The sequence below is a fragment of the Gordonia amicalis genome (assembly GCF_022059885.1).
GTDB lineage: Bacteria > Actinomycetota > Actinomycetes > Mycobacteriales > Mycobacteriaceae > Gordonia > Gordonia amicalis.
This window is the reverse complement of sequence record NZ_CP091855.1, coordinates 2319544-2334509: the sequence shown is the minus strand read 5'-3', so window position 1 is coordinate 2334509 and position 14966 is coordinate 2319544. Positions and strand designations below refer to the sequence as shown.

General features: G+C 67.3%; 14 protein-coding genes and 2 pseudogenes. 11 read left to right on the top strand and 5 right to left on the bottom strand.

Going from position 1 to position 14966, the window contains the following annotated elements; translation table 11 throughout:
• The first annotated feature begins 1 nt into the window (after position 1).
• Positions 2 to 2353: an MMPL family transporter gene (locus tag IHQ52_RS10790; RefSeq protein ID WP_006434365.1), complete on the top strand. Its 2352-nt coding sequence runs from the start codon at positions 2 to 4 to the stop codon at positions 2351 to 2353.
• A gap of 15 nt (positions 2354 to 2368) precedes the next feature.
• On the opposite strand, the gene IHQ52_RS10785 is transcribed toward IHQ52_RS10790, so the two are convergent.
• A complete protein-coding gene (locus IHQ52_RS10785) occupies positions 2369 to 2689 on the bottom strand; it encodes a putative quinol monooxygenase (RefSeq protein ID WP_006434364.1) in 321 nt (106 codons plus the stop codon).
• A gap of 184 nt (positions 2690 to 2873) precedes the next feature.
• Here IHQ52_RS10785 and IHQ52_RS10780 point away from each other — a divergent pair, with 184 nt between their 5' ends.
• The 5 genes from IHQ52_RS10780 (at position 2874) to IHQ52_RS10760 (ending at position 8354) form a co-directional block, all read left to right on the top strand.
• Positions 2874 to 4298, top strand: a complete 1425-nt coding sequence (locus IHQ52_RS10780; protein WP_006434363.1) for an aldehyde dehydrogenase family protein — start codon at positions 2874 to 2876, stop codon at positions 4296 to 4298.
• 248 nt (positions 4299 to 4546) lie between these two features.
• A complete protein-coding gene (locus IHQ52_RS10775) occupies positions 4547 to 5485 on the top strand; it encodes an alpha/beta hydrolase (protein WP_081598166.1) in 939 nt (312 codons plus the stop codon).
• A 29-nt stretch (positions 5486 to 5514) separates the two neighbouring features.
• Positions 5515 to 6321 carry an alpha/beta fold hydrolase gene (locus IHQ52_RS10770; protein ID WP_006434361.1) on the top strand — a complete coding sequence of 269 codons (807 nt, stop codon included), beginning with the start codon at positions 5515 to 5517 and terminating at the stop codon, positions 6319 to 6321.
• An 80-nt stretch (positions 6322 to 6401) separates the two neighbouring features.
• Complete coding sequence (locus IHQ52_RS10765) at positions 6402 to 7880, top strand: alpha/beta hydrolase (RefSeq protein WP_182156262.1); 1479 nt, start codon at positions 6402 to 6404, stop codon at positions 7878 to 7880.
• A gap of 33 nt (positions 7881 to 7913) precedes the next feature.
• The gene (locus IHQ52_RS10760; RefSeq protein WP_006434359.1) at positions 7914 to 8354 is read left to right on the top strand and encodes a hypothetical protein; all 441 of its coding nucleotides are present in this window, start codon (positions 7914 to 7916) and stop codon (positions 8352 to 8354) included.
• 15 nt (positions 8355 to 8369) lie between these two features.
• On the opposite strand, the gene IHQ52_RS10755 is transcribed toward IHQ52_RS10760, so the two are convergent.
• Both IHQ52_RS10755 and IHQ52_RS10750 read right to left on the bottom strand, forming a co-directional pair.
• A complete protein-coding gene (locus IHQ52_RS10755) occupies positions 8370 to 9209 on the bottom strand; it encodes an alpha/beta hydrolase (protein WP_006434358.1) in 840 nt (279 codons plus the stop codon).
• Between the two features lie 43 nt (positions 9210 to 9252).
• On the bottom strand, positions 9253 to 9633 hold the full coding sequence (locus IHQ52_RS10750) for a hypothetical protein (protein ID WP_182156264.1): 381 nt from the start codon (positions 9631 to 9633) through the stop codon (positions 9253 to 9255).
• 129 nt (positions 9634 to 9762) lie between these two features.
• Between IHQ52_RS10750 and IHQ52_RS10745 the strand changes: the two genes are divergently transcribed.
• The 3 genes and pseudogenes from IHQ52_RS10745 to IHQ52_RS10735 all read left to right on the top strand — a co-directional run bounded on the left by IHQ52_RS10745 (position 9763) and on the right by IHQ52_RS10735 (position 11938).
• Positions 9763 to 10734, top strand: coding sequence for a pirin family protein (locus IHQ52_RS10745; RefSeq protein ID WP_024497788.1), 972 nt, complete (start codon positions 9763 to 9765; stop codon positions 10732 to 10734).
• Between the two features lie 3 nt (positions 10735 to 10737).
• Positions 10738 to 11208: a MarR family winged helix-turn-helix transcriptional regulator gene (locus tag IHQ52_RS10740; protein WP_006434355.1), complete on the top strand. Its 471-nt coding sequence runs from the start codon at positions 10738 to 10740 to the stop codon at positions 11206 to 11208.
• Positions 11208 to 11938, top strand: a pseudogene (locus IHQ52_RS10735) (pirin family protein). The gene IHQ52_RS10740 and the pseudogene IHQ52_RS10735 overlap by 1 nt, the downstream one beginning before the upstream one ends.
• Positions 11939 to 11941: 3 nt before the next feature.
• On the opposite strand, the gene IHQ52_RS10730 reads toward IHQ52_RS10735, so the two are convergent.
• Positions 11942 to 12871: an LLM class F420-dependent oxidoreductase gene (locus IHQ52_RS10730; protein WP_006434353.1), complete on the bottom strand. Its 930-nt coding sequence runs from the start codon at positions 12869 to 12871 to the stop codon at positions 11942 to 11944.
• A gap of 141 nt (positions 12872 to 13012) precedes the next feature.
• Here IHQ52_RS10730 and IHQ52_RS10725 point away from each other — a divergent pair, with 141 nt between their 5' ends.
• On the top strand, positions 13013 to 13429 hold the full coding sequence (locus tag IHQ52_RS10725) for a DUF6764 family protein (protein WP_006434352.1): 417 nt from the start codon (positions 13013 to 13015) through the stop codon (positions 13427 to 13429).
• Between the two features lie 110 nt (positions 13430 to 13539).
• Here IHQ52_RS10725 and IHQ52_RS10720 read toward each other — a convergent pair whose 3' ends face one another.
• Positions 13540 to 14043, bottom strand: coding sequence for a mycothiol transferase (locus tag IHQ52_RS10720; protein WP_006434351.1), 504 nt, complete (start codon positions 14041 to 14043; stop codon positions 13540 to 13542).
• Between the two features lie 149 nt (positions 14044 to 14192).
• Between IHQ52_RS10720 and IHQ52_RS10715 the strand changes: the two are divergent.
• A pseudogene (locus tag IHQ52_RS10715) lies at positions 14193 to 14915 on the top strand (LLM class flavin-dependent oxidoreductase).
• The last annotated feature ends 51 nt before the right edge of the window (positions 14916 to 14966 follow it).

The window sequence follows — 14966 nt, the reverse complement described above, 5'->3', positions numbered from 1 at the left end:
CGTGGCAACACATATGTACCGACTCGGACGCTGGACGTACGAGAACCGTCTCAAGACGATCGCGATCTGGGTTCTCGTCCTCATCGGACTCGGTGTCGGCGCATCGCTGCTGGCCAAACCCGCGTCGGAATCGTTCTCCATCCCGGGCATCCCCTCGGAGAAGGCGCAGGACCTCATGGTCGAGCGCTTCCCCGGCGAGCCGTCTTTCGGCACCGACGTCAGCGTCACCTACGTGGTTCGGGCGCCCCAGGGTTCGACGCTGACCGAACCGCGGTACCAGCGGGCCATCGACGACATGGTCGTCGACCTCAAGAAGGTCGAGGCGGTCGAGAGCCCCGACTCGATCGTCAATCCGTTCGTCTCGTACGGCACCGAACAGTCCCCGGGCCGACTCAGAGAACTGTCCCAGACCTTCCAGGAGCGGACCTTCGGCAAGAGTGCCGCCGACGCGGCGGCCGATGCGCAGGCGACCTCGCCCATCAACTCCTCGTCCACCGTCGCGCAATTCGGTACGTCCTTCGCCGTGGAGGCGTCGTCGGACATCACCGAGACGACCCGCGCGCAGATGGACGCCGTCGCCGAGGACGGACGAGCCGCGGGACTGACCGTCGAGATGAAGGGCACGGCCACCCAGCAGTTCGAGCTCGGCATCACCTCGGAGCTGATCGGCATCGGCTTCGGCGCGCTGATCCTGATCCTCACGTTCGCCTCCCTGGTCGCCTGGGGTATGCCGATCATCACCGCGATCGTCGGCGTCGCGATCGGCATGCTCGGCATCCAGCTGGGCACCCATTTCTTCGACCTCAGCAAGGAGACCCCGATCCTCGCGACGATGATCGGGCTGGCCGTCGGTATCGACTACGCGCTGTTCATCGTGTCCCGATACCGGCACGAGATCCATCGGTCGGCGAACCGCGCCGATGCGGCCGGCCGGGCTGTCGGCACCGCCGGATCGGCGGTCGTGTTCGCGGGCAGCACTGTCGTGATCGCATTGGCGGCGCTGGGGATCGTCAACATCCCGTTCCTCACCGCGATGGGTGTCGCAGCCGCGGCCACGGTGATCGTCGCGGTTCTGGTCGCCCTGACCTTGCTACCGGCCATTCTCGGCCTGTTCGGCGGCAGGACCTTCGGTGGGCGCCTCCCCCGGCTCAACGCACCCGACGTGGAACCGCACGAGACCGAACGCGTGCACAACGGTCAGCGCTGGGTCCAGCGGATCGTCGCCCATCCGCGTGCCGTCACCGCCGTGATCGTCGGCGTCCTCGTCGTACTCGCGGTCCCGATGACAGGTCTCAAGCTGGCACTGCCCAACGACGGGACGTCCGAGCCGTCGACGACGCAGCGGCAGGCGTACGACATGGTCGCCGAAGGCTACGGTCCGGGATTCAACGGGCCGCTCGTCGTCGTCGCCGACGGGCGCGGTATCGAGGACACCGGAGATCGCCTCCGCACCTTCGACACCCTCGTCGACGACTTCGCCCAGATCGAGGGTGTGGCAATCGCGCAGATCGGCGCGGGCGGGCTCAACGAGGCCCGCGACACCGCGAAGATCACCATCATTCCGTCGACCGCTCCGTCCGACGAGGCCACCCCGAAACTGGTCCAGACGCTGCGGGACATGGAACCGCGGGTCGCCGCGACCACCGGCATCTCCTATGGGGTGACCGGACAGACCGCGATCGAACTCGACATCTCCGAGCGGTTGTCCGACTCGCTGATCCCCTACCTGCTGGTGGTGGTCGGGCTGGCGTTCATCCTGCTGATCATCGTGTTCCGGTCGATCCTGGTGCCGCTCACCGCCGCGCTGGGCTTCCTGCTCAGTGTCGCGGCGACCTTCGGTGTCACCGTCGCACTGTTCACCGACGGCGCCCTGGGGATCGTCGGCAATCCGCAACCGGTGGTGTCGTTCCTGCCGATCATGTTGGTGGGCATCGTTTTCGGTCTCGCCATGGACTACCAGGTGTTCCTCGTGACGCGAATGCGGGAGGCCTACGTGCACGGCGCCGACGCCACGACCGCCGTCGTCGAGGGCTACCGGCACTCCGCACGTGTCGTGGCGGCGGCTGCGGCGATCATGATCTCGGTGTTCGCGGCGTTCATGTTGCAGGACATGGCCTTCATCAAGGTGATGGGCTTCGCGCTGGCCGCGGCCGTCTTCTTCGACGCCTTCGTCGTCCGCATGACGCTGATGCCTGCGGTGCTGACGGTGCTCGGCGACAAGGCGTGGTGGCTGCCGCGCTGGCTCGACCGCATCTTGCCCAACGTCGACATCGAGGGCGAGAACCTCAGGCTCGACGACTCCGGCCCCGCGACCCGCACCTCCCCCGAGGCCGAGGTCCGCGCCGGCCGGTGACCGCGACGGTCTCGTTCAGTCGACCTCGAACTCGCCCAGTTTCGACCACTCGTCGCCGCCGACGGTGGTGTTGATGATGTCCGGGGTCCGCTGCAGGTACTTGGGCAGCTCCTGCTGGGCCTGCTTGAAATGCGGAGAGGTCACGTGCGCCTCGGCCGCGTCGTCGTCGAATGCCTCGACCAGCACGTAGGTGTTCGGGTCGTCGAGCGAACGCGACCAGTCGAACCATTTGTTGCCCGGTTCGGCACGGGTCGCCTCGGTGAACTCACGTGACAGCTCGGGCCATTCGTCCGCGTACTCGGGCTTGATCGGCCATTTCACGACGATGAGGATCATGCCTCGACCCTAGTCCCCCGGCGGCGGCACGAGCGTCGCAAAATGCGACTGGGACCACTGTCCCAAAATGTCTCGGCGAGTGACCGCTTGCGGCTGGTGAGATTCACGAGACCTCGACCGCGTCAGGGCATAGAGTGTGAAACCACAACAAATGTCTTCACATCTTTGCTGCAACGGAGGCGACATGCCGGACATCACCAAGTTCTACATCGACGGCCAGTGGGTGGACCCCGTCGAACTCAACCTCATCGACGTGATCAACCCGGCCACCGAGAAGGCGGCGGGTCAGGTGGCCATCGGGACTGCCGCCGACGTCGACGCCGCGGTGGACGCCGCGCGCCGCGCCTTCGAGACCTGGGGCCAGACCACCGTCGAGGAGCGCCTCGAGGTCATCAACCGGATCATCGCCGAATACCAGAACCGCATGGGCGATCTGGCTGCCGCGGTCACCGAGGAGATGGGTTCGCCGGTCGGCCTCACCAACGCCGCCCAGGTGCCGATCGGCCTCGGCCACCTGATGACCGCCGCCGCGCAGCTGCCCGGTTTCTCGTTCAGCGAGGACCGCGGCGGGCACCGCATCGTCAAGGAGCCGATCGGCGTCTGCGGCTTCATCACGCCGTGGAACTGGCCGCTCAACCAGGTCATGTGCAAGGTCGCCCCGGCTCTGGCCACCGGCTGCACCATGGTTCTCAAGCCCTCCGAGGTGGCACCGTTCAGCGCCGCCATCGTGGCCGAGATCTTCGACGCCGCAGGCGTTCCCGCCGGCGTGTTCAACCTCGTCAACGGTGACGGACCCGGCGTCGGCGCGGCATTGGCCGCCCACCCCGACATCGACATGATCTCGTTCACCGGCTCCACCCGCGCCGGCATCGAGGTCGCCAAGACCGCCGCGCCGTCGGTCAAGCGCGTCGCCCAGGAACTCGGCGGCAAGAGCCCGAACATCATCCTCGACGACGAGGACTTCGCGAAGAACGTCGCAGGCGGCATCGCGGCGATGATGATGAACTCCGGCCAGTCGTGCAACGCGCCCAGCCGCATGCTCGTGCCGTCCTCGCGTCTCGACGAGGTCGCCGAGATCGCGAAGTCGGTCGAGCCGAACATCACCGTCGGCGATCCGACGACCGAGGTCCAGCTCGGCCCGGTGGTCTCCGAGGCGCAGTTCGAGAAGATCCAGGGCCTCATCGAACGCGCGATCGCCGACGGCGCCACCCCGGTCATCGGTGGTGCGGGTCGTCCGGAAGGTCTCGAGACCGGCTACTACGTCAAGCCGACGGTGTTCACCAACGTCACCAATGACATGGAGATCGCCCGCACCGAGGTGTTCGGTCCGGTGCTCGTCGTCATCGGCTACGACTCGATCGACGAGGCGATCAAGATCGGCAACGACACCGAGTACGGCCTCGCCGGTTATGTGTCCGGCAAGGACCTCGACGAGGTCCGCCGCATCGGTTCGCGCATCCGCGCGGGTTCGATCGGACTCAACGGTGCCACCGTCGACCCGGTCGCGCCGTTCGGTGGTTACAAGAAGAGCGGCAACGGTCGCGAATGGGGCGACTACGCCTTCGACGAGTTCCTCGAGGTCAAGTCGCTGCTCGGTTACGGCGCCTGACGCCTCTGGCCTCGGCCACTCTCTCTCACCGCACCGGCGGGCGCCTCCCATTGCGGATGCGCCCGCCGCTGTGTTCGTCCGGTTCCCCGTCGGAGCCCGGCCCGTACTATGGCCCGGACAACTCTGGTGGGCGTCGATGACAAGCGTCACCCATCAACAGTGGTCGGGGGAAAGAATCGCGCACCGCGCGTACAGGGGTGGAAGTGTTCCGAAATGCCGTTCACGCGGCGGGGGTCGTCGCGTGTCTGATGTCGTTGTGCCTGGTCGTGTCCGGGCCTGCTCACGCGTCGCCCCAGCAGGCACGCATCGTCTCGGTCGTACAGGAGTCCGACACGCGCGCGGCAGTCTGGGTGCACTCGGCGGCGATGAACAAGAACATCAAGGTGTTCGTTCTCACGCCGCGTACCAGGACCGGTCCGCGGCCGACGCTGTACCTGCTCGACGGGGCCGGCGCCCGCGGGCACAACAGCGGTTGGCGGGAAGCCGGCGGGGTCGAGGAGTTCTTCGCCGACAAGGACGTCAACGTCGTGCTCCCGACCGGAGCCTATGGGACCTTCTACGCGGATTGGGAGCGACGCGATCCCACGGTCGGTAAACCGATGTGGGAGACGTTCCTGACAAAGGAGTTGCCGCCGCTCATCGACGCGCGGTTCGACACGACCGGGTCCCGAGGAATCGCCGGGGTCTCGATGGGTGGCCAGGCGGCGTTCACCCTGGCGATCCGCGCCCCGGCCCTCTACCGTGCCGTCGCCTCGATCAGCGGCTGTCCGCCGGTCTCCACCGCCCACGGCGAATCGTATGTGCGCGCAACTCTCGCCCGCGGCGGCGCGAACGCGGACAACATGTGGGGTCAGACCGGCTCGCGCGGATGGCGGGATCACGATCCCGCCCGCCACCTCGACCGTCTCCGCGGCAAGGCGTTGTACCTCTACTCGGGTGCGGGCCGACTCGGACCCGCCGACATCAAACGCAACGTGTCGCCCGAAGAGGGCCTGTACCAGGTGGTCCTCGCCGCGTCGTCGGCCTTCGAGATCGCCACCAGCGACTGCTCGCAACGATTCGCGGGACAGCTGCGGGCTGCTGGGTTGCCCTTCACCGATGCGATGCAGACCGTCGGAACTCACCACTGGTACTACTGGGCGAAAGAGCTGCCCCGTATGTGGAAGGCGATCGAGCCGTCCCTGTGAGGGCCGGCGCGTGGGTACGATCCACATTCATGCTGATCCCCACCCATCCCGACTCCACGACCGTCCTCGATGTCGAGGTGACCGGGTCCGGCGAACCGCTCCTGCTCATCGCGGGAATGTCAGCGCATCGGGAGATGTGGACCGATGAACTCCTCGGCGCACTCACCCGGCACTTCGAGGTCGCGGTCTACGATCACCGCGGCATCGGCGGGAGCAGTCGGGCCGAGGGCGCGTTCACCATCGCCGATCTCGCCGGCGACGCGTCTGGCGTGCTCGACGGACTCGGCTGGGACACCGCGCACGTCCTGGGCACCTCGATGGGCGGCATGGTCGCCCAGGAGCTCGTCCTCGCCCATCCCGATCGTGTGCGCAGCCTCGTCCTCGGCTGCACCACGGCGGGCGGACCGGGGGCCATCGGCACGTCCGGTGCCCTGCGTCTCGTCGAGGCCATCGCTTCCCGGGATGCCGCGCGGGTCGCCCGAACCGCCTTCGAGGTCAACCTCTCCCCGGAATTCTGCTCCGGTGACGGCGCATTCGATCGCTTCACCCGGTCCTCGACGCTACGCAAGGTGCCATCGGCGGTGGTCGCCTATCAGGCCGCGGCCTGTGGCGGCCACGACACCCGCGACCGGTTGGCCACCATCAGCGTGCCGACCACCGTCATCCACGGTGACGTCGACGAGGTCATCGGGGTCGCCGAGGGCGAACGGCTCGCCGCCGGGATCCCCGGCGCCACGCTGGAACGCTGGCCCGGCGTCGGGCACATGTTCTGGTGGGAACGTCCGGAGCAGACCGCCGAGATCACGATCCGCACCGCGAAGTCGGCGCGCGCGTAACGCCCGTCGGGTCGTCGAACGACATTCTTGACATCGGCACCGACCGCGATCTTCGGGTGGCCGCGTACGTCAGGAGTTCTATGTCGCATTCATCCAAGATCCGTCGTCTCTCGTCTCGGCAACGCATCCTGACCGGCATCTCGGTCGTCGCGATCCTCACCCTCGGCCTGTTCGGGGCGAGCACGTTGCTCAACTCGTCGAACACGGCCAGCGCCCTGCGCGGCCATCCGGAGGTGTTGCGCCCGGGCTGCACCTGGGACCAGTCCGGATACTTCGTGCAGAACTGCAAGGTCTGGTCGGAATCCCAGCAGCGCGACGTGATCGTGCAGATCCGCGCGTCGAGCGGCAGCGACAGCGGCGTCTACCTGCTCGACGGCATGCGGGCCAGCGAGACTCGCTCTGCCTGGACCACCGACGTCCAGGCGGCCCGCGTCTACGACGCCAAGGCCGACACCACGCTGGTCATGCCGGTGGGCGGGGCGTCGTCGTTCTACACCGACTGGGACGGCGGTGCGGGCGACAACAACACCGTCATCAAGCAGGAGACCTTCCTGACGTCCGAACTGCCTGCGTACCTCGAGAAGGAGTTCGGGGTGGCGCGCAACAACAACGCGATCGTCGGTCTCTCGATGTCGGGCGGTCCCGCGGTCACGCTCGCCGAACGGCACCCGGAGCAGTTCAAGGTGGTCCAGGCGATGTCGGGTTACTACCAGACCGACAATCCGATCGGCGCCCTCGGCGTCTTCGCGACGCAGAGCCTGGTGTCGAACTACGTCAGGGGCGTGGTCAACATGTGGGGCGCGCCGGGCGGAGACCGCTGGACCGACAACGACCCGTCGAAGAACGTCGGCAAGCTCGCCGAGAACGGCCAGGTCCTGATCATCTCGTCGGGCAACGGGTTCCTCACCCCGTCCGAGATGGCGAAGCTCGCGCCCCAGGATCAGATCTCGGCGATCGCACTCGAGATCCTGTCCGCGGTGTCAACCGTCCTGATGCAGCTGCAGGCCAAGCAGTCCGGTGCATCGGTGATCTCGCTGCCCAACTACGGCGGTCACACCTGGGAGAACTGGGGCCGCGCCCTCGGCGACGGCAAGGGGCACGTACTCGAGGCACTGCGCAACAATCCGCCGGTCACGGAGAAGACGACGGTCGTCTCGGCGTCGGGCAGCCCCGACCCCGAGGGCCCCGCGAAGGTCACCATGGCGGCGAAGAATGCCGCCACGGCCTCCCCCGCACTCGACGCCTCGGTCCTGGCCGCGCTGCAGTCGACGGACGCGTCCAGCGCATCCTCGGGGACCCCGGCGGCGTCCGAATCAGCGGCCTCGTCCGAGGCCTCGGGATCGGCTGCCCCGTCGACCGGTGACGTGTCGGCGTCGGTGCCCGCAGCACCCGAGTCGGCAGCGGCCGAATCTGCCGCGCCCGCAGAGGAATCGGCCCCAGAGGAATCGGCCGCGGCAAGCACGACGAAGCCCACGATCCCGCAGCTCGCGCCGACGGGACCGGCCCGGTCGGACGGGTCTGTCCCCTCGACGACCACGACCACCACGCCAGGGCGGTGACCCGACTTCGCTCGCAGCCGTTAGCGTTACGGCGTGAACTCTGACTTGGCCGACCTGGTCGGCACCGACACGATCGCCGTGGTGGTCGCCTCTGGGGCGATCCTGGTCTGGGGCCTGGCGCTCGGAGTGTGGAAGTACCACGGGATCCGCACGTCGCCCGAGCACAGCGCGCATGTGTACGTCGACATCGCTCACCGTGCGGCACTGATGTACTCGTTCGCGACCCTCGTCCTCGCCGCGCTGGTCGAGCTGAGTGCGTTCGCGCCGGTCGTCAACGTGCTGGCCGCGGCGGTCCCGATCGTGTTCTTCGTCGCCGCGATCGCGTCGTACTGCATCCACGGCGCACTCCGCGACACCACCAATCAGTTCGAGAAGCCGATGCCGGGGACGTACCTGTTCATGGTCGCGCTGATCGTCGGCGAGATCGGCGGAGTGCTGGTCCTGCTCGCCGGGGTCGTCGTGCGGCTGGCCTGATCGGCCGGCACGCCGTCACCAGTCGGCGGGTGTGTGCACCCGCAGCCAGGTCACGACCTCGTCGAGGACCACGTCCTGCTCGGGCTCGTTGAAGATCTCGTGGAACAGGTCGTCGTAGATGACGAGTGTCTTGTCCTCCGAACCGGCGAGCCGCTCGACGAGCTCGCTGCCCTTCGGGTCGGTGAGGGCGTCGGCGCCGCCGTGCATCACGAGCAGCGGCAGCTGCAGCAACGGCAGACGCTGCGGGAACGACTGCATGGTGGAGATCATCGCCCCACCGAGACCGGCCGGGATCTTGCCACGCGTCACGAGCGGATCGGCGTCGTAGGCCGCCACCACGGACGGATCGCGGGAGATGCTCGTCGAACTCAACGCGGTGGTCGGCAGCCCGGGCGCGATCTTTCCGATCACCGGCGCGATCTTGACGGCCAGCGGAGACAGGTCGTCCCCGGGGAGCACGGCAGCCCCCGACAGGATCAGGCCGTCGAGCTTCTCCTGATGGTCGAGCGCGTAGTCGAGGGCGATGCAACCACCCATGCTGTGTCCGATCAGGAAGGTCGGGAAGGCCTCGTCGGCGACGTGGGCGATGACGGTGTCGAGATCGCCGGTGAATTCGCTGAACCGACGCAGCCGCATCCGCTTGCCGCCAGAGCGTCCGTGTCCGACATGGTCGGGGATCGCCACGAGAAATCCCGCGTCGACGAGACGCTGCGCCAGATGTCCGTACCGTCGGCCGTGTTCGGCGAGTCCGTGCGCGATGACCACGACACCGCGCTTATCACCTTCGGGGCGGTGGACATCGTAGACGATGTCCTGGCCGTGTGGACCGCGAAAACTGTGTTCTTCCGGTGTCATTGCCTGTTCTCTCGTCCGTGGAGCCGTTGGAGCCGTTGTCTCGTCAGTGCAGGCCCAGCCGTGCCGCGACCGACTTTCCTGCCGATTCGAGCATGCCGAGCGGACGTAGTGCGGCCTCCCCGATCCCGACCATCGCCTCGACGCGTGCGACGACCCGTTCGAGCCGGGCGACGACGTCGGACATCCGGTCGACAGTCGCGTCCACCTGATAGAGTGTTCCCGACATCCGCGCGAGCGTCGCGTCGAGTTTCTCGATCGTCGCGTCCAGATTGCTCATCGTCGGGCCGAGTCCCTCCAGGGTCTCACCCATGTCGGCGAGGATTCCCTCGAGCTGCTCCACCGTCATATCGGCATTGAGCGCTGCCTGCGCCAGCTTCTTGATGCGCTGCCGCTCGGGTGGCTTCGAAGACGCGGTGTCGACCATGGGCTGGATTATCACCCACCACGCGCACGGCGGGAGACCGAACGAGCGAGGAATAGCCCGCCACCCCGCGCGGTTGACCCACACAGAGTCACTCAAATTTGAGTGACTTGTCGACCGAAGGAGCACACCATGCCTGCCGTCTCCGCCGACACCTTGTCGTTGACGCGCCTGTCCTCGCCCGGGTTCGACGCCATCGAGCGTCCCGTCCGATCCGTCACCCGCGGACCGCGCGGCTACGAAGGAGAAGGGTTTCCGGTGGTGCGCGCCTTCGCGGGCGTCTCCCCCGCCGAACTCGATCCGTTCATCCACATGGACCAGATGGGTGAGGTCGACTACGAGCCCGGCGAACCGCGCGGCACCTCCTGGCATCCGCACCGCGGCTTCGAGACGGTCACCTACATCATCGACGGCCGCTTCGCGCACCAGGACTCCGCGGGCGGTGGCGGCCTCATCGAGGACGGTGCGACGCAGTGGATGACGGCGGGCTCCGGCATCCTGCACATCGAGACGCCGCCGGCCGAGTTGGTGGAGTCCGGCGGACTGTTCCACGGCATCCAGCTGTGGGTCAACCTCCCGGCCGAGAACAAGTTCCTCCCGCCGAACTACCAGAACCTCGAGGGCGGCCAGGTGGGCCTGGTGACCTCGCCCGACGCCGGGTCGCTGATCCGGATCATCGCCGGTGATATCGAGGGACACCGCGGACCGGGCTCCACACACACCCCGATCACGATGGCCCACGCCACGGCGCAACCCGCCGCGGCGGTGTCGATCCCGTGGAATCCCGAGTTCAACGCGCTGGTGTACGTGTTGTCCGGCCGCGGACGCGTCGGCGCGGAGGGACGTCCGATCGAGCAGGGCTCCCTCGCGGTTCTCGGCAAGGGTGATCGCATCACCGTGGCCGCCGACGGTGCGCAGGACAGCAACCGCCCTGCCCTGGAGGTTCTTCTTCTCGGGGGCCGACCTATCCGCGAACCCGTCGCGCAGTACGGTCCGTTCGTGATGAACACCCGTCAGCAGCTCATCGAGGCCATGGAGGACTATCAGGCCGGTCGGCTCGGCGTCGTCCCGCCGGATGCACTGATGCCGCACACCGTTCGCTGATCCATGGCCACCGATTCCGATGACCTGCAGGGCGCGTGGCGCGTCTTCATCGAGACCGCCGCGCGCCTGCAGACCATGCTCGACGACGATCTGCGAGCCGGCACCGGGATGAGCCTCGCCGACTACAGCGTGCTGCTCGTCCTCCACGAGAGCGAGGGCGGCAGATTGCGTATGCGAGATCTGGCGCACCGCATGGTGTTCTCCACGTCGCGACTCTCGTATCAGGTCGATGCGATGGTGAAACGTGGCTGGCTGCAGCGGGAACGCGCCACCGAGGACAGGCGCGGCAGCTACGCGGTACTCACCGAGGAGGGACGCTCCGCGTTCCGGAGTGCCGCCCGCGACCACCACCAATGCGTCGATGCACTGTTCTTCTCGGCGCTCCGGCCGTCGGACGGACGCGAGCTGCGAGCGGTGATGGAACGACTCGCCGCCCACCTCGACACCATTCATCCGAGAACCCAGGAGACCTGATGTCATTCACCATCATCCGGGCCGACGAACGTCATCACTGGCGCAACGAATGGCTCGAGTCCTGGCAGTCGTTTCCGGCGACGGGCAACTTCGATCTGGCGGCGAACGCCCACGGAGTCCTGCTGGTGCACAACGACGATCTGGTCGACGCGGGCGAAGGACTCGACCGGCATCAGCACCGTGACGCCGAGATCGTCACCTGGGTCCTCGACGGCGCACTACGCCACCGTGATTCCGCCGGAAACGACGGCATCCTGAAACCCGGGATCGTGCAACGCATGACTGCGGCCGCGGGATCTCCCACAGCGAGAGCAACGCCACCGGCCGTCTGGACGGCACCGATCTGCGCGTGGTCCAGATGTGGGTTGCTCCGGAGGAGACCGGCCTCGAGCCCGGCTACGCCGAGGCCGACGTCACCGCCGCGTTGGCGACCGGCGACCTCGTGGTCGTCGTCTCCGGGCTGTCCCGCCACGCGACCACGACACCGGTGACCATCAACAACTCCACCGCCGCCCTGCATGTGGCGCAGATGCCCGCCGGCCGGACCGTGACTCTTCCCGCCTCCCCCTACGGCCACCTCTACGTGGCGCGAGGGGAGGTGGAACTGGCCGGCGACGACCGACTCCTCGAAGGCGATGCGGTGCGCACGAGAAACGCCGGCGAGATCTTCCTGCACAGCTCCGGCGGAGCCGAGATCCTGTTCTGGGAGATGCACGCCGGCGTCGCCTGAGGCTCAGCCGAGTTGCGGGATCACCTTCGACGCAACGAGTTCGAGGTGATCGAGATCGTCGAGGTCCAGGGTCTGGAGATACATCCGGGTGATCCCGAGCTCGCGATAGCTCTCGATCTTCGCGACGACCTCGTCGGGCGTCCCCGCGGCGCCGTTCTCGCGCAGTTCCTCCGGCTCCCGGCCGATCGCCTCGGCACGGCGCCGGAATTCGGCTTCGTCACTGCCACAACACAAGACGAGCGCACCCGAATAGGTCATGGTCTCGGGACGACGCCCCGCCGCGGCGCAGGCCGCGCGCACGTTGCCGATCAGCTCACGTGCGACGTCCACGGGCTGGAACACCACGTTGAACTCGTCGGCGAATCGTGCCGCCAGTGCCGGCGTGCGCTTCTTTCCGCTGCCGCCGACGATGATCGGCGGACGGGGGCGCTGCACCGGCTTCGGCAGCGCCGGTGAGTTGCTGAGCTGGAAATGCTCACCGCGGTAGTCGAATCGGCTTCCCTCGGGCGTACCCCACAGACCGGTGATGATCTCGAAGCTCTCCTCGAGCCGGTCGAACCGTTCCTTCAGCGACGGGAACGGGATGCCGTACGCCTCGTGCTCGGGCTCATACCAGCCCGCACCGAGACCCAGTTCGATTCGGCCGCCGCTCATCTGGTCGACGTTGGCCACCGCTATCGCGAACGGGCCCGGCAGGCGGAAGGTGGCCGACGAGACCAGTGTGCCCAGTCGAATCCGCGACGTCTCCCGCGCCAGCCCGGCCAGCGTGATCCACGCATCCGAGGGTCCGGGCAGTCCGTCGCCGCCCATGCCGCTGAAATGGTCGGAGCGGAAGAAGGCGTCGAATCCGAGTTCCTCGGTCGCCTTCGCGACTGCGAGCAGCTGATCGTAGGTCGCGCCTTGCTGGGGTTCGGTGAAGATTCGCAATTGCACGGTTTCAACTTACGCACAGTGGGCATTCACCAGGTGCGGCGCGAGTTCTCCGCGGCCCATCCGGCACCGCGGTGAATCCGAATCGCTTGAGCTCGACACCCAACCCAGTACTCGGCCGAGTACTCGACAAAGGAGTCCTAAATGAAGACAGTTGCGCGTACAGCCCTCGGTTTCGTCGTCGCTGCCGCCGGGGCGACCGCGGTATCGCTCGCCGCCTCGCCGTCGGCCGGTGCAGCCCCCGCGGTGTGTCCCGCTCTGCCTGGTCAGACCTCCTCCATGGCCTCGTGCAGCGCCGAGTCCGGCCCCACCGGTCTGGCACTGGCCATCACCGACAACGGCGGCAAGGCCACCTCCGAGGCGAACAACTTCGCCGGCCCCGCGGCGATCGCGCTCGGGCCCGGTGCCACTGTCACCATGACCGGCGACCGCGCCGGACTGGCCATCGGTATCGCAGGACCCGGCGCCGAGGTGGTCGTCGACGGCAAGAACGGCCCCACCTGCAAGGGCGGCCCTGCATTCGCCGGTGACTTCCAGACCTTCAAGGGCTGCAGGTCCTAACTCTCGGACAGCCGAGAGAACGGTTTCGTGCCTTCGGGTGCGGAGGGCGACCGGCCTGGAGTCCCAGGGTCGGCCTGCCTCCACCGTCTCCCCGGGCATGACGCCGCCGGTCAGACGAACAACCCGCGGAGATAAGCCGCCTGCCCGATGTGCTGGGCATCGTCGTCGACCACGCTGACCAGGCGGACACCGAGCGTCACCGGCGGGTCCCAGTTGGTGTCGACGATCCGATCCAGATCCGAATCCGTCAGCGACGCAATGTAGTCGACGCTGACCGCGTGCGTGGCGTCGTAGTAACCGCGGAGCAATTCCGCATCGTCGACGACAACCCGCGCCACGTCCTCGGCCGAATGGCCGTACCCGCTGTCGGCCGGCGAGAACGGCAGGTCGAATCGATCGACCCAACCGCCGCTCACCCATACCTCGTCGGTGTCGGCGACGTCGGCGATGTGCGAATCCTGAACGCGCGTCAGGTGCCACACCAGCCAGGCGATCGTGTTCGCTCCCGACGCCGGTGCCCGATTAAGGATGTCCGGCTCGATATCGCTGAGCAGCGCATGAACATTCCCGGCGACCCGTCCGAGACCGTCGATTAACACATCTGTGGCGCGCATGCGGCAAGTTTAGTTCGCCGTGCGCGCAAGGATGGCGAGTCCGCCGATCCGTCAGCATCATTCCTCCGGTGTCTGAACAGAACCAGCCTGCCGTGACCCCCGCCGACGGCTTGCGCTCCACCCGTAAGATCCGCTTCAACGCCTTCGACATGAATTGCGTTGCGCACCAGTCCCCCGGCCTGTGGCGCCATCCGAGCGACCGGTCGTGGAACTACAACACCATCGACTACTGGGTCGACCTCGCCCGGCTCCTGGAAACCGGCGGCTTCGACGGCCTGTTCATCGCCGATGTCCTCGGTACCTACGACGTCCTGTCCGGCACCGACGAGGCGGCGATCCGCCAGGGCGCCCAGATCCCGGTCAACGACCCGCTGCTGCTGGTTTCCGCGATGGCACACGCAACCCAGCACCTCGGGTTCGGCGTCACCACCGGCACCGGTTTCGAACACCCTTATCCGTTCGCACGTCGTCTGTCGACGCTCGACCACCTCACCCGCGGTCGTACCTGACCGTGCTCTACAAGCTGTGGGAGGGCTCCTGGGAACGGGACGCGGTACGCCGCGACCGCGAGGCGCGGCATCTTCGCCGATCCGGCCAAGGTCCACCACATCGGACACCACGGTGAGCACTACACCGTTCCCGGCATCCACCTCTCCGAGCCGTCGCCACAGGGTTCGCCGGTCATCTACCAGGCGGGCGCCTCACCACGCGGTCGCCGTTTCGCCGCGGAGAACGCCGAAGCCGTCTTCGTCGCCGCACCCACCAAGGCGATCCTGGGCGACGTCGTGAGCAAGATCCGCGAGGAACTCGTCCTGGCCGGACGAGATCCCTACGACGCCAGAATCTACACGCTCACGCCGCCGACGCGGTAGGTCGAACCGCGATGGCTCTCGGGCAAGATCTTCGGGGTCGGTTCGCCGAAC

Bases quoted from the DNA above. Each gene is read 5' to 3' on its own strand.
- IHQ52_RS10785 (WP_006434364.1), bottom strand. From the start codon at position 2,689: ATGATCCTCATCGTCGTGAAATGGCCGATCAAGCCCGAGTACGCGGAC.
- IHQ52_RS10780 (WP_006434363.1), top strand. From the start codon at position 2,874: ATGCCGGACATCACCAAGTTCTACATCGACGGCCAGTGGGTGGACCCC.
- IHQ52_RS10775 (WP_081598166.1), top strand. From the start codon at position 4,547: ATGTCGTTGTGCCTGGTCGTGTCCGGGCCTGCTCACGCGTCGCCCCAG.
- IHQ52_RS10770 (WP_006434361.1), top strand. From the start codon at position 5,515: ATGCTGATCCCCACCCATCCCGACTCCACGACCGTCCTCGATGTCGAG.
- IHQ52_RS10765 (WP_182156262.1), top strand. From the start codon at position 6,402: ATGTCGCATTCATCCAAGATCCGTCGTCTCTCGTCTCGGCAACGCATC.
- IHQ52_RS10755 (WP_006434358.1), bottom strand. From the start codon at position 9,209: ATGACACCGGAAGAACACAGTTTTCGCGGTCCACACGGCCAGGACATC.
- IHQ52_RS10750 (WP_182156264.1), bottom strand. From the start codon at position 9,633: ATGGTCGACACCGCGTCTTCGAAGCCACCCGAGCGGCAGCGCATCAAG.
- IHQ52_RS10745 (WP_024497788.1), top strand. From the start codon at position 9,763: ATGCCTGCCGTCTCCGCCGACACCTTGTCGTTGACGCGCCTGTCCTCG.
- IHQ52_RS10740 (WP_006434355.1), top strand. From the start codon at position 10,738: ATGGCCACCGATTCCGATGACCTGCAGGGCGCGTGGCGCGTCTTCATC.
- IHQ52_RS10725 (WP_006434352.1), top strand. From the start codon at position 13,013: ATGAAGACAGTTGCGCGTACAGCCCTCGGTTTCGTCGTCGCTGCCGCC.
- IHQ52_RS10720 (WP_006434351.1), bottom strand. From the start codon at position 14,043: ATGCGCGCCACAGATGTGTTAATCGACGGTCTCGGACGGGTCGCCGGG.